Origin of the sequence: Pedobacter sp. ASV1-7 (assembly GCF_040203335.1) — a bacterium.
Taxonomy (GTDB): Bacteria; Bacteroidota; Bacteroidia; order Sphingobacteriales; family Sphingobacteriaceae; genus Pedobacter.
In genome coordinates, this window is record NZ_JBEHBV010000002.1 from 403,532 (window position 1) to 417,484 (window position 13,953).

At 38.8% G+C, this 13,953-nt stretch carries 10 protein-coding genes; all 10 read right to left on the reverse strand.

Going from position 1 to position 13,953, the window contains the following annotated elements; genetic code table 11:
- Window positions 1–5: 5 nt before the first annotated feature.
- Genes fucP through ABDJ41_RS06780 form a run of 10 tightly spaced genes read right to left on the reverse strand, consistent with a single transcriptional unit; the run spans window position 6 to window position 13,950 of the window.
- Window positions 6–1,298: an L-fucose:H+ symporter permease gene (gene fucP / locus ABDJ41_RS06735; RefSeq protein WP_349785095.1), complete on the reverse strand. Its 1,293-nt coding sequence runs from the start codon at window positions 1,296–1,298 to the stop codon at window positions 6–8.
- Window positions 1,299–1,342: 44 nt separating this feature from the next.
- Window positions 1,343–1,786: a MaoC/PaaZ C-terminal domain-containing protein gene (locus ABDJ41_RS06740; protein WP_349785096.1), complete on the reverse strand. Its 444-nt coding sequence runs from the start codon at window positions 1,784–1,786 to the stop codon at window positions 1,343–1,345.
- A 15-nt stretch (window positions 1,787–1,801) separates the two neighbouring features.
- Window positions 1,802–2,878: a Gfo/Idh/MocA family protein gene (locus ABDJ41_RS06745; RefSeq protein ID WP_349785097.1), complete on the reverse strand. Its 1,077-nt coding sequence runs from the start codon at window positions 2,876–2,878 to the stop codon at window positions 1,802–1,804.
- A gap of 6 nt (window positions 2,879–2,884) precedes the next feature.
- On the reverse strand, window positions 2,885–4,120 hold the full coding sequence (locus tag ABDJ41_RS06750) for an extracellular solute-binding protein (RefSeq protein ID WP_349785098.1): 1,236 nt from the start codon (window positions 4,118–4,120) through the stop codon (window positions 2,885–2,887).
- On the reverse strand, window positions 4,113–5,294 hold the full coding sequence (locus tag ABDJ41_RS06755; RefSeq protein WP_349785100.1) for a CaiB/BaiF CoA transferase family protein: 1,182 nt from the start codon (window positions 5,292–5,294) through the stop codon (window positions 4,113–4,115). The genes ABDJ41_RS06750 and ABDJ41_RS06755 overlap by 8 nt, the downstream gene beginning before the upstream one ends.
- Window positions 5,295–5,296: 2 nt before the next feature.
- Window positions 5,297–6,448, reverse strand: coding sequence for a CaiB/BaiF CoA transferase family protein (locus tag ABDJ41_RS06760; RefSeq protein ID WP_349785102.1), 1,152 nt, complete (start codon window positions 6,446–6,448; stop codon window positions 5,297–5,299).
- A complete protein-coding gene (locus tag ABDJ41_RS06765) occupies window positions 6,445–7,605 on the reverse strand; it encodes an extracellular solute-binding protein (protein WP_349785103.1) in 1,161 nt (386 codons plus the stop codon). Before ABDJ41_RS06765 ends, ABDJ41_RS06760 begins: the two co-directional genes overlap by 4 nt.
- Before the next feature lie 25 nt (window positions 7,606–7,630).
- On the reverse strand, window positions 7,631–10,042 hold the full coding sequence (galB, locus tag ABDJ41_RS06770) for a beta-galactosidase GalB (RefSeq protein WP_349785104.1): 2,412 nt from the start codon (window positions 10,040–10,042) through the stop codon (window positions 7,631–7,633).
- Window positions 10,043–10,057: 15 nt separating this feature from the next.
- Window positions 10,058–11,173, reverse strand: coding sequence for a glycoside hydrolase family protein (locus ABDJ41_RS06775; RefSeq protein WP_349785106.1), 1,116 nt, complete (start codon window positions 11,171–11,173; stop codon window positions 10,058–10,060).
- Window positions 11,174–11,181: 8 nt separating this feature from the next.
- Window positions 11,182–13,950 (reverse strand): glycoside hydrolase family 78 protein, encoded by a 2,769-nt coding sequence (locus ABDJ41_RS06780; protein ID WP_349785107.1) that lies wholly within the window; start codon window positions 13,948–13,950, stop codon window positions 11,182–11,184.
- Window positions 13,951–13,953: the final 3 nt, after the last annotated feature.

A 13,953-nucleotide genomic window follows, 5' to 3' on the forward strand; every position in this document is an offset into this window, starting at 1 on the left:
TCCTTTTATCTGTGAGCAATTTTATAGCCTCTTAATCCGAAATACAAAATGATCAGATAACAAACCAATGGAATGCTATACCCCATCTGAATGTTGTCACTATTTAAATCAATCAGTGTACCCATTGCGTACGGAAGTATTGCTCCACCTACAATAGACATAATCAACCATGATGAGCCTGGCTTGGTATCATCACCAATACCCTCAATTCCTAAAGCAAATATGGTTGGAAACATAATCGACATAAAGAAACCAATGGCTCCTAAGGCATATACCACATAAGCTCCATTACCAAAAATAGCCACAGCACTTAATAATACTGAAATTGCAGAATAGATTGCCAGCAATTTATGAGAAGAAATGAATTGTAACATTGCAGTTCCGGCAAAACGACCAACTGTAAAAAGTAAGCCATATATAGCCAGATAATAAGCGGCTGTTTTCTCATCAAAACCCGCCCCCTGCTGCGCCATCCGGATAAAGAAACTGGTAACACAGACCTGCGCACCAACATAAAAGAATTGTGCAACTACCGCCCACCTTAAGTGTCTGTGACGTAAGGCTCCAAAGAAACTACCTTTAGCTATGCCGTCAGTACTTTTTGTTTTTATTTCAGGGAGATTCACAAAATAAAAGATAATAGCTATAGCTACCAATACTACACCTAGAATGATGTACGGCATCTTCACAGAAGCTGCTTCTTCCATAAAATAACTATTGCGCGCAACATCTGTCATTGCCAAAAGCTCATCCTGAGTATGCGATTTCCCTGAAAGGATAAACATTGAACCAATAAATGGTGCAACCATAGCTGCCAAACCATTAAATGATGCCGCAAGGTTTAGTCTGCTCGTAGCTTTATTTGGATCACCTAAAACAGCAGCATAAGGATTTGCAGAGGTTTCTAAAATGGTCAATCCACAACCAATGATAAATAAAGCAATCAGAAACGTAGTATAAGACAATTGATTTGCAGCTGGTACAAATAAAAATGCTCCCAAAGCAAATACCAATAAACCAATAACCATACTGGCTTTGTAACCCCATTTTTTCAGAATCATACCAGCTGGAATAGCCATTAGAAAATAAGCCATAAATACTGAGGTATCTATTAATGTAGATTGCCTGTTATTTAAATTACAAGCCTTTTTCAAATGAGGAATTAATATCGAATCCAGATTATGTGCCATCCCCCACAGAAAAAATAAACTCACTACCAAAATAAATGGCACTAAATATTTCTTACCTGCTCGCGGTCCTCCATTGACAATTTCAACCTGCTCTGTTGTATGGTTCATATATTGGTTGTATTAGGTTTGATCTTTTAAAAATTGGCTTTACACTATGCGTTCTTCTTAACCAGCAACAGGTGATCACATACCAGAACTACTTCACCATGCTGGTTTTTAATTTCTACATGCTCAGTTACAGTACCGTACTCTGGTTTCTTAGCATCTGCTTTTTCAGAAATGGTAATTTCCGAATGGATGGTATCACCAATGTATACCGGTTTAACGAAACGCAAACGGTCATATCCTTTAGAGAATGCTTCCGGATTAATCTCTGATGCTGTTAAACCAATACCTATACTGAAAATCATTGTTCCGTGTGCAATCCTATGCTTAAATGGTTGTGTTTTACACCATTCTTCATCCATATGATGAGGAAAAAAGTCTCCCGTATGTCCTGCATGAACAACAAAATCTGTTTCTGTAATGGTTCTTCCTAATGTTACCCGTTTTTCTTCTAACTGATAATCTTCAAAAAATATCGATCTGAAATACATATTCTATAATGTGTTCTAATTGTTTTTAAATTGCTCATCTAGTTTTACACCACCTATTTCGCTGGAGATATAAGCACTTTCTACTACCGCCATAGTCTTAATCACGTCTTCCACACTTGTATACAGCACATCAGATGAACCTTCTTTACACCTCATTAAATTAGCCATTGTACCAATAAATGCCTCTGGAAACCATGAACCTTCCAACTCCAGCCGCTTCCATTCAGATGAACTTTCATCTTTCAGGCAATATTCAAATACATCAGGTATACCATGTGGGTAGTCCATCAAAAGCCCCACACTTGCCTTTATCGCCCCTTTTGTACCTTCCCATTTGATGAAACACTCCTGATTATGTGCCCCAAAATCATGGTCATGGTTGGTATTGATTACCGCATGCATCGTATCTCCGTAATCAAGTAAAATAGTAGAACGGGAAGAAGAAAGTGGTTTAGCAGGATGTTTTAAGGTTTTGGCCATGACCGTTTTCGGGTCGCCCAGAAAGGAACGAAGTAAATCCACATAATGAATACTATGGTAAAGAATTTCCAATCTTGGATGTACCATTACATGTGGAAAAATCTCCCATGGTGTTTTAATAGTAACCCGTACTTCCATATCATATAATTCTCCGATCATTCCCTGTTCGATCATATATCTTGCCGCACTTACAAAAGGTGCAAAGCGAAGCTGGAAGTTAATCGCAGCAATCAGTTTCTTTTTTCTGCATAACTGCAAAATCTCATTTGCCTGCTTAAAGTGATCCCCCATAGGCTTTTGGATCAACACAGCTGCACCATCAGGTAATTGTTCCAATACCTCAATATATTGCTCAGGCATAATAGTAAGATCGTAGACTGCATTTGCCGGAGCTTTAGCCACAGCTTCGGCAACAGATTCATAAACATTTGGAATTTGAAATGCCGCAGCTAGTTTCTCAGCCTTTGCTTTAGTACGGTTCACAATACCATGAACCATAAATCCAGCCTTTTTATATGCTGGAAGATGAGCATCTGCTACAATACCGCCAGCACCAATAATGATAACAGGTTGTATAGTTTCAGGTAGCTGAGGTTTATATATAATCTCCATAGAAGTTTATTTATCAATTAAATTAATCTTATCCTGACTCTCTTTTACAATATCAGCAATCGCCAGTTCAGAATTTAAAACGTTTAATACCATCCCATCAATTATTTCAGCAATTTCTGCCCAATTGCTCTTCTGAGGTAATGTCTTAGCACCTTCATGCAGTTGCTCTAACTTATGGTAATAAGGTACAACATGATTAATCTCTGCATCTTTCCATGTTGAAATGCGGCAACCGATACCTCCTTCAAGGGTCAATAGTTTATCGTTAGTCTCGTTCACTGCAAAACGAATAAAATCATAGGCCACCTGCTTATGCTGGCTGCCTGCACCTATGGTGTATAGCCAATAAACATTTAAAGAAGCAGATTTACTGCCGGGAGCAGCAGGTAGTAAAGCCACTTCTACTTTTCCTTTCACAGCCGAAGCCGGATCAACCTCACACACTGAAGCAAAACCAAACCAATTGATCATCATTGCAACTTCTCCTCTTGCAAAAGCTGCTCCGGCCCTAACCGAATCGAAATCAACTGAACCCGGATGTGTAATTCCCTTGTCTTTTACTGCTGCACGATAAAACTCAAGTCCTTCAATAGCTGGAGCAGAATTTACATTCACCTTCCCCTCTTCGTCTATCAATGTTCCTCCACGGCTCCAGAGTTGCAGGGAAAAGTCAAATACCGTGTTGTGTCCATCCGGATAGCAAGCAAATGCCGTCCCAAACAAATTTTGTTCCGGGCGGTTAAAATAACTGGCAACCTGCATAAAATCCTCCCAGGTTTCAGGAACCTTAAGCGCTTTGCCATATCTTGCTAAATAACACTCCTGTTCTGTCTTATCCTCAAAAAGATCTTTTCTATAAATTAAACATTCAGGACCATCATGAAATGGCAAACCAAAGATCTGGTCATTAAACTGTTGTGAAGCTAACAATGAATTACTCCAGCCCTCCGGGAAGGCATCAGGAGTTTGTTTTGCGATAAATGGTGTAAGGTTTTCAAAAGCACCATAAGAATATCCCTCAAATAACCAATCCGTATTAATATGAGCAACATCCCAGTCACCATTCTTCAACCCCTTATTCAATAAAGTATGCTCATGAAGATCGTGTAAATCTAATGGTACCAGTTCGGCTTTTAGATTACAACCAGAATAAAGGCAATATTTATCCCATACCTTTTGCATGGCAGACTCAAAAGGAGCAAACTTACGAACAGCTATCCTGAAAACTTCGTTTTTATCCATCAACATTTGATTTTACAGTTACAAACTGGTTAATGATATTTTCATTATCCTGCCCTAATTTAGGGGAACCTTTGGAAGAAACCAGCAAATCTCCATCAATCCGTATCGGACAACGTGTAGTTTCATAACGATAACCGTCTATCATTTCCACTTCCTGAATCATATTTAAGGCTTTAAACCCCTCATGCTCCATTAATTGATTCCAGTTCAAAACATCAGAACACCAGATATCTGCTGGTTCTAATACTTCAAGCCAGCTTTCTGTGGTTCCTGTTTGTAAATGCTCAGCAAGGATTGCTTTAATTTCATCTCGTTTGTCAAATGCTTCCGCGGGCTCAGTATATCCTTCCATAGCTTTACAACCTAACAAACTGCTCAATACTGGAATTGACCCCATGGCAAGTGCTATAAAACCGTTTGCAGTTTTATATATACCATATGGTGCACCAAGATAAGCATTCGCATTATTTTGTATTGTACGTTCAGGGAGTTCTCCACCATCATTCATAAAAGTTGTGATCGTTTCAAATTGAAAATCATAGGCTGACTCAATCATACTTACCTGTACCAATGCTCCTTCTCCAGCCCCATCATTATCATTAGCTATTGTCAATCTACGGAATAAACAAGCAAGAATTCCTTGAGCAAGGTGAGAACCCGCTAACATATCAACAATAGAAAGTCCCATTGCTACAGGACTACCTGCATTACCTGTTAACCAGGTTAACCCAGTTGCCGACTGTAATAATAAATCCTGACCAGGCTTCCCTTTTCCCTCACCATCTGTTCCATAACCCGAAAGCTCTGCATATATAATGCTTTTATTCAGTTGTTGAACAGTTGCATAATCAAAACCTAATCTTTCCATCACACCCGGACGGAAGTTATGAATCATCACATCAGCCTTTCTAAGCAGATCACGTACCATTTTGCAATCTTCTTCATTTTTAAGGTCTACTTCAAAGCTTTCCTTATTTCTGTTGATAGCATGAAAAACCGATGATTCTCCATTCATGACCACATTGGAAGTGTACAGTGTACGACAAATATCGCCAGTTCCTGTACGCTCTATTTTAATCACCCTTGCGCCCATATCTGCCAGCCTCAGACTTGCTGAGGGGCCAGATAAAAACTGGCTAAAATCTACCACTAAATAATCTTCCAGGGGTTTCATATTTATATCAAATCAAATTCTTTATTAATCTTATTATTATCTGCACCAATTTCAGGAGCTGCTTTAGCTGAGTAAAGCTTATGCCCATCAATACGAATTGGGCCTCTGGTAGTGGTTATTGTATGTCCATCTTCTAAATTCAACTTCTGTGTGATCTGCTGACTTTTAAACACCTCCAATTCAACTGCTTCTCTATAGTTTAATACCGCAGCACACCATATATCAGATGGCTCTAATAAAGCTAACCAATACTGGTTGCTCTGACTGATAAAAGTCTCCCCTAATACTTTCAATATTTCGTCTCTATTGTCGAAAGAAGCAGATGCGTCAGTATACAACTCTGAAATATCACAACCAATCAATTGACTGATCTTGCTCAGATTTCCCATAGCCAGTGCCAGGTAACCATCTTTAGTCTTATAAATTCCATAAGGCGCACTTAAATAAGCATGAGCACTGCCTTTCACTTTACTTCTTTGAGGTAGCTGCTTTCCATCATTTAAATAAGTGGTAAGCACTTCGAACTGCACATCAAGTGCTGATTCCAACAAGCTCACTTCAACTAACACACTCTTTTTTGTTTTAGCACGCTTAATCAATGCTGCTAAAATACCTTGTGTAAGGTGATTGCCACACATAATATCAGTTACCGATAAGCCGAAAGGCACTGGTCCTTCTTCACTACTACCCGAAAGTTGTGTTAAGCCAGAAACAGACTGCACCAATAAATCTTGTCCGGGTTTTGCTGCCCAGGGTCCCTCAGTTCCATATCCTGTAACTGCTGCATATACAATCTTTGGATTGATGCTTTGTACCGATAAATAATCCAGACCAATTTTCTCCATTACTCCAGGTCTGAAATTATGGGTCAGCACATCTGCTTTAGCAATCAGTTTCCTAAGTATTGCAAGGTCTTCCGGGTTCTTTAAATCTGCTGCATAAGAATCTTTATTTCTATTGATGGTATGAAAAAGCAAACTATCTCCATCAATAAAGAGATTTTTAATAGCAAGCTGTCTGCATGCATCCCCTTTTACCGGACGCTCAATTTTAATCACACGCGCTCCTAGATCTGCTAGTTTTAATCCGGCAGATGGACCTGCCAGAAACTGACAGAATTCTAAAATCAATATTCCTTCAAGTGGTTTTCTCATGATAATACCAGGCTTCTCGATTCTATATATAAATTATTCATTCTTTCCAGCACTTTCAATTCTGCACCACCATTCATCAGGTAATCCCTGACTATGTCGCCAGCATGATCTTGAAAAAACATGTGTCCATGATAACGAGGACGTAAAAATGCGCGCTGTAAAGCAGGTAATGTGTTTGCAAAAAAATCACTTGATTTTCTGTTTACTTCTGCATCTTCCCATGCACTTAAATGCCCGGGTTGACCACCATTTTCAAAGAAAACAGTTTGCTGACAAGCTGATGAAGCAACATAATCAGCATACTTTACTGCCATTTCTATATGTGCTGAGCTTGATGACACTGCCAATCCTGTCCCTCCCAATGTACTTCTCAGATTGTTTTCCCCGTCTAAGGAGATCATATCGTGAAAATGCAGCAACTTACGTGCATATCCAGGTCTTGAATAATTAGAGTAACCATATGCAAAAGGACAATAAGCAATTGAATCAGTTAAAGTCATTGCCTCGTATACCTGAATTGGATTTCTTTTAAAATTATCCGGATGAATTTTAGAAGCCAGTTCACGATACATCTGTAATGCTTTTATACCAGTATCTCTCGAAACGATTAGATCTTCCATCTGACAAGGATCTTCTCCCAATGAACAGCAGAAAGTATAAAAATTCATTAATACATCAATAGGAATACCGGCAAAGGCCACCAATCCTTTATCTGCCAGTTGTAACAAATCATCGAAAGATTCAGGCAACTTAAAGCCATTCTTTTCTAATAAATCGGGCCTGCTAGAAGCTACCGGTGTCGCAGCATCAATAGGTAAAGCCCACTGATGCCCATCATAAGCATAGCTCTCAAATGAATGTCCAACTGTATTATTACGTTGATCTTCAAGATAAGGTTTTGATAAATACTGGTCTAAAGGCAGTATAGAAGCTGTCTTTGCTGCAAATCCAGCCCATGGATGATCTATAACCAATAAATCAAAACGCTTTGCCAACTGTTGTATAGAAAAATCGGCAAAAGCCTGTAAGCTTCTTTTTTCCCAGGTAATTTCTACTTGCGGATTTAATTCTGAAAACCGCTGTGCTGTGGCTACCATCGGGACAAATCCACGACTATGGTTCCAAGTTATTCCTTTTAAAACTATTTTGTCACTCATGACCTATATCTCTTTCTTATTATCTCTACTTTACAGTAATTGTCAAACTCGCTGCCTCCAATCCGCTAGCAGTAGCCCTTAGCTCTAATTTTCCTGCCTTTTTATTTGCCTGTACAATTGCTAAACACAAACCGCGATATGCTTTGCGATAATCTGCCTTAAAAGGCTCCAGACTTGCCTGAAATCCATTATCTACCCCAGCAATAATCCCTTCACCTTCTAGTTTAAATTGTACCAGATTATCTGCATCAGGCACCAAATTCCCTTGCTCATCTAAAATCCTCACAGTTACAAAAGAGAGATCAGTACCATTTGCCGCAATTGTACTTCTGTCGGCCACTAATTCTATTTTTGCAGGCTTGCCAGCGGTCTTAGTCTCTTTTACCAATACAACCTTACCATTCTTCTTTGACACAGCTTTTAACACACCTGGTTCATATTTCAGCTGCCATTGCACATGTAAATCTTCCCCTTGTTTAGTTTTTGAACCTAATGATTTACCATTCAGAAACAGTTCTACTTCATCAGCATTATTGAAATAAGCCCAGACATCAACTGTTTTACCAGCCGTCCAGTTCCAATGTGGAAACACATGTAATACTGGCTTATTGGTCCATTCGCTCTTATACATATAATAAGCATCTTTAGGGAAGCCTGCCAGATCTACAATTCCGAAGTATGAACTTCTTGCCGGCCATGGATAAGGTAATGGCTCACCCAGATAATCAAAACCTGTCCACACAAACAAACCAGAAACGTGGTCATATTTCTTAGCCTCCTTCCAGGTTTCGGCATGTGTTGAGCCCCAATAAGCCGAAACATTATCATATGATGAAGCTGCAAATTCAGCATTCCCTTCAGTAAATTTCGTTTTACCATCTTTTGGCCAGCGACGAATACTGTCTGATGGCATATCGTAAAAACCGCGTGTATCTAAAGAAGAAGTAGTTTCTGTTGCAAGGAATTTTTGTCCGGGATAGTTTTTAGGGAAGTCCTTGTACAATTTATGGTTATAATTCAGACCATAGATATCCAATACACCAGCCTGATATATAAAGTTTTTGGTTGAATCAGTTTCTGTAAGTGCCGATAAAACCGGACGTGTGGTATCCAGATCTTTCACCAGTTTTACCAACTCTTTTGTTATCGCAATACCAGTACTATCAAACTGTTCACGAATCTCATTTCCAATACTCCATAAAATAATAGATGGATGATTTCTATCACGCTTTACCATATCCTGCAGATCTGCCGCATGCCACTCTTCAAAATTCAAATGATAGTCTTTTGAGTTTTTCTTCTTCTTCCACATATCAAAAGCCTCATCCATTACCAGGAATCCCATTTTATCACACAGATCAAGTAATTCCGGTGCAGGTGGATTATGTGCTGTACGAATAGCATTACAGCCCATTTCTTTTAATATTTCCAACTGACGCTCCATCGCCCTTACATTTATTGCTGCACCTAAAGCCCCAAGGTCATGGTGCATACATACACCCAGTATTTTCATATACTCACCATTTAATGTAAAGCCTTTTGCTGCATCAAAATTGAAATAGCGGATACCAAGAGGTGTTTCATAACGATCTACAAGTCTTTTACCTGAGAATATCTGTGTAACTACATTATAGAGATGAGGATTATTTACTGACCATAGTTCAGGTTGATTGACAACAGCAAATTGTTCTAAATCAAATGATTTATCTTTTAAGCCAAGCTGATTCGTTCTAACAGAAGCAACCATTTTGCCTTTTGCATTAAATACCTGAGATAGTACATCAATCTTTCCTTTTACCCCTGTTTTATTTCTGATTTTGGTTTTAAAGCTAACTTTAGCAGCCTCTTTACTTATAGTAGGTGTACTTACAAAAGTCCCCCAATGATCAATAGCAATACTTTCCGTAGAAGTTAACCAAACATTCCTATAAATACCAGAACCTGAATACCATCGGGAATCCGGCTGAGCAGAGTTGTCTACCCTTACCGCAATCACATTTTTGCCGGGTTTTAAATACTTCGTAAGTTCATAGTGGAAAGATGAATAACCAAATGGACGCTTGCCTAAGAACTGACCATTGATCCATACTTCACTGTCCTTATAAACACCATCAAACTCAATAAAAATGTTCTTATTTTTCAATGATGCAGGTAGTGTAAACGATTTCCTGTACCATGCAACTCCTGTCGGTAATCCGCCTCCCTCTGGTTTAGCAGGATTCTTTATATCAAACTTACCTTCAATGCTCCAATCATGAGGTAAAGTGAGGCTTCTCCATTGAAGATCATTAAAATCATTTGATTTTGCAGTCGCATCATCTCCTAAATAAAACTTCCAGTCCTGATTAAAATTCTGACGCAGACGCGGTTGACTATAGGCACTTTGCATTCCAACCCACATCATTAACAACAAAACAAGACTCTTTCTTAACATCATATCGGTATCTTTAACTTATTTATCAGCCGGCTTTACAAATCCGACTTTACTCTTTCCTAAATCTTTTGACGTTGCTACTGCAATGCCACGCTGATCCTGCTTATTTACTGCACAATAAAAATGATAAACTACTCCTTTATGCTTTAAAACAAATGACTTATGTGCATACAACTCATCATAAGGTTCGGATGATTCAACCAGGTTATCACCAGTCCAGTCTGTCCAGTTCACTAAATCCTTTGATGCTGCAAAACGGTTAAAGCCTCCTTTTCTATCTTGCCAGAAGGCACCAAAATAGAACATTACCCATGTATCTTTAATCTTTTGAATTACTCCATCACCAGTAATTCCCACCGGATGGTGTACCACCGGATCCGTCTTAAATCGTTTCCAATGACGCATATCATCAGAAACTGCCATTCCTATCCGCTCATACCACCTTGTTTTCTTATTGTTCTTCAAAGAATCACCCACAGCATTATAATACATCACAAATCTATGTCCCGTAAGCTTCTTTTTATCTTCAATTACACTGCTTTTAAAAAGCTTGTGCCTGTTTTCCCACCACCTTACATCTTTATCGAGTGCACTTAAAACAGGCTCTGGCATTCTTGTCCATTCCTTTGCAACCCATGGTTCTTTATCAGTATACGCCATTCCGATCGAAAGTGGTTCTGTCTCATATCCCTTTTCTTTACCACCAAAGTATGACATCCAGTATTTACCATCAAATTTACTCAGCTTATAGTTGCCTCCCCACTTAGTGGAGGTTAAAGCATTATATCCGGCTTTCTGGTTATCATCCCATTTACCTGCATCACCGAAAGACATGAGACGCCCCATGTTTTCCCAGTTCAGCAAATCTTTACTTTTTGATAGCCATGTTTCATACCCCCTGCCACTATAAATCAGATAGGTCATATACCAATACTTCCCTTCGCGAAATATAGTCGGACAGTCCATCTTGTGTTGTTCATCCTTTGGTACCATTACCAAACCATATTTATAAGGCGTTTTAACCTCTTCATATAGTTCCTGCATTTTAGCAGCAGAAATATCATTTTTCTGCGATTGTGCAAATACTCCCGACGAAATAAAGAAAGTAAAACTTAAAACCCTTAGCCACTTCATACTTAAAACTATTGAACATTAAATGTATAACTCCCCGATCCGATTTGTAAAATTGCTCTTCCCTGATCATAACCAATTAACTTAATTTCAGCTTTGTCTTTAACTGTTACATTACTTTCAGTAAGCTGCTGTTTTTCTGTTGCCGGCAGGTAAACTACTGCGGTGGTATTGGCTGGTATAGTAACAGACAACTCAAACGACTGCTCTGTTTTTTTCCATTCGGAACTAATTAATCCATAAGGTGATTGATAACTACCTTTTGCACTGGTCAAATCACCTACAGGTTGAGGATAAATCTTTAAATTTTTAAATGCCACAGAGCCTTCTTCCTGTCTGATTCCAGCAAGTCCACTGTAAAACCATTCCATAATATGTCCGAGCATAAAGTGGTTATTGGATACTTCCGGTAATGCTGCCCATGATTCGGTCAATGCTGTAGCACCATGTGCCAGTTGATAACCATAACCAGGAACATCGCTTCTGCTGTTCATATCAAATATCACATCCGAACGATTTTCTTGCTCCAATACTCTTAAGACATAACGATAACCGATATCTCCAGCTGTTAAAGCGTTGTTCCTATCCCGGATATCTTTAATCAGATTTGCCAGTACTTTAGCTTTATTTTCTGGTGCTACCAACTCCATATATATAGCCATAGCATTTGCAGCCTGGCTACCTGTTGCATATTGTCCGGTTCTCTCATTATAAAAACTAGTATTAAATGCCTCTTTTACCGTTTCAGCTAGCTTTGCATAATTGCTGGCATCTGCTGTTTTCCCTAGCAATAAAGCCATCTTCTGCATTAAATTCAGGTTATAATAATAGATAGCGGTACCTGTAACCCCTTTTGGTGTTTGTTGCGAAACTCCGGGACGTTCAGGACCAATGTCATACCAATCACCCAAACCCTGTTTCAGCAAATTACCTTCAGCTTTTGTCTGCAGATAGGCAATATAACGCTGCATAGTGGGATAAGCTTTTTTAATTATCTCTGTATTACCATACCATTTATATAAATACCATGGCAGAATAATTCCTGTACTTCCCCATTCAGGAGAATCACGGAACATTTCACCACCCCATGTAAACTGAATATATTCAGGTGCAATTTCAGGAATTAATCCATTGTCCAGTTGCGATGTGATCACATCATTTACCACTTTATTGGCTAGTGTTGATACATCATAATTATACATTACCGAAGAAACCATTAGATGCGATTGCTCTAACCAGCCTAATTTTTCCCTATGTGGGCAATCGGTAAATACGCTTGCCATATTACTTTTTATGGCCCAGTCTATCAGAACATCTGTTTTATTAAACAGCTCATTCGATGAACTGAATTCACCTGCCCTCTTTGCGGCGTTACGGGTATGAAGTCCTTTCAGTTCCAATACCTCCGGTAGCTTCCCACCTGTAATCTTGCCTGATGGTGCAGCACCTCTAACCTCAAGATACCTAAAGCCATAATAAGTAAAACGTGGTTGCCAGATTTCAACACCTTCACCATTTAATACATATTCGAAATAAAACGGGCTTCCGGTAGGCTTCTGATTAACTTTACCATCTTTAAGCAACTCGCCGGGATATACTCTGATGGTATCACCCTTTTTACCTTTTACTTTAAGACTGATTATACCCGAAGCATTTTGACCCAAATCATAAATCCAATCTTTTTCAGATAATTTACCAATATTTTTTGCACTAAAGTTCTCAAATATTTTTAGCGGTTCTGCTTGTTGTGATCTGATTTCCGGGGGGCCGTCTACCACCAATACCTGCTTCCATTGTTTATCATTAAAAGATGGTGTATCCCAACCTTTTTGTTCTAAACGAGCATCATAATCTTCACCACCATATATGCTTGAAAAAGTAATTGGCCCGGATGCTGTTTTCCAGCTTTTATCGCTGATGATATTTTCCGTAGTCCCATCCTTATATTCAATATACAAACGACATATCATTTTGGGCAAACCAAAAGCTGGCTTAGATTTCCTAAACCTTCCCTTTACTGGTGGCACATAATAGAAACCATTCCCCAACATCACACCAATAGTGTTTGTACCTTTCAATAAACTGTGGGTGACATCAAAACTAACATATAGAGCTTCCTTATCATACTTTACCCAACCAGCATCTAAAAAATGATCCCCCTGCTTTTTCCCATTCAGACTCAATTCAAAATGACCCAAACCGCTAATAAACATGCTGGCTTTAGCGATAGCTTTCTTAACTATAAAATCTTTACGCAAAAGAGGCAATACATTACTTCCGAAATAGGTGTCTTTCTTATTGTCTTTAGGTAATACATTAATGTTCGAATCTGCAAGTTTCTCATATGCAATCCAATTTGCATTTTTCCAGTCGGCCGCCGTTAACAGCCCCATTTGCCAATTTGATACCGTAGTCCATTCTGATATTTTCCCTTTATTGTCCCACACTCTTACTTTCCAGTAATAAGCTTTCCCTCCAACCAGAGCCTTGCCTTTATAAAGTATCTGAATAGATTTATCTGAAGGAGTTTTTCCAGAGTCCCAGATGTTACCTGTATTTTTTGATAAAGCCTTTAAATTATCAGCAACCAGCACCTGATATGCAGACTGAAATATATTTCTTTCAGTTGATTTTAGCTCCCAGCTAAACACTGGTGAAGCTGACTCTACTCCTCGTGGGTTTGTTTTATATTCGCAACGCAAAGCATCAACATTCAATCCCTGGGAATATACCGGAACTGTAAGTAACAATAAACCAAATAAGTATAGTAGCTTGCTCATTCA

Excerpts from the sequence above, each read along its gene's own strand:
- ABDJ41_RS06745 (WP_349785097.1), bottom strand. The coding sequence starts at position 2,878 with ATGGAGATTATATATAAACCTCAGCTACCTGAAACTATACAACCTGTT.
- fucP (WP_349785095.1), bottom strand. The coding sequence starts at position 1,298 with ATGAACCATACAACAGAGCAGGTTGAAATTGTCAATGGAGGACCGCGA.
- ABDJ41_RS06750 (WP_349785098.1), bottom strand. The coding sequence starts at position 4,120 with ATGGATAAAAACGAAGTTTTCAGGATAGCTGTTCGTAAGTTTGCTCCT.
- galB (WP_349785104.1), bottom strand. The coding sequence starts at position 10,042 with ATGATGTTAAGAAAGAGTCTTGTTTTGTTGTTAATGATGTGGGTTGGA.
- ABDJ41_RS06755 (WP_349785100.1), bottom strand. The coding sequence starts at position 5,294 with ATGAAACCCCTGGAAGATTATTTAGTGGTAGATTTTAGCCAGTTTTTA.
- ABDJ41_RS06765 (WP_349785103.1), bottom strand. The coding sequence starts at position 7,605 with ATGAGTGACAAAATAGTTTTAAAAGGAATAACTTGGAACCATAGTCGT.
- ABDJ41_RS06760 (WP_349785102.1), bottom strand. The coding sequence starts at position 6,448 with ATGAGAAAACCACTTGAAGGAATATTGATTTTAGAATTCTGTCAGTTT.
- ABDJ41_RS06740 (WP_349785096.1), bottom strand. The coding sequence starts at position 1,786 with ATGTATTTCAGATCGATATTTTTTGAAGATTATCAGTTAGAAGAAAAA.
- ABDJ41_RS06775 (WP_349785106.1), bottom strand. The coding sequence starts at position 11,173 with ATGAAGTGGCTAAGGGTTTTAAGTTTTACTTTCTTTATTTCGTCGGGA.
- ABDJ41_RS06780 (WP_349785107.1), bottom strand. The coding sequence starts at position 13,950 with ATGAGCAAGCTACTATACTTATTTGGTTTATTGTTACTTACAGTTCCG.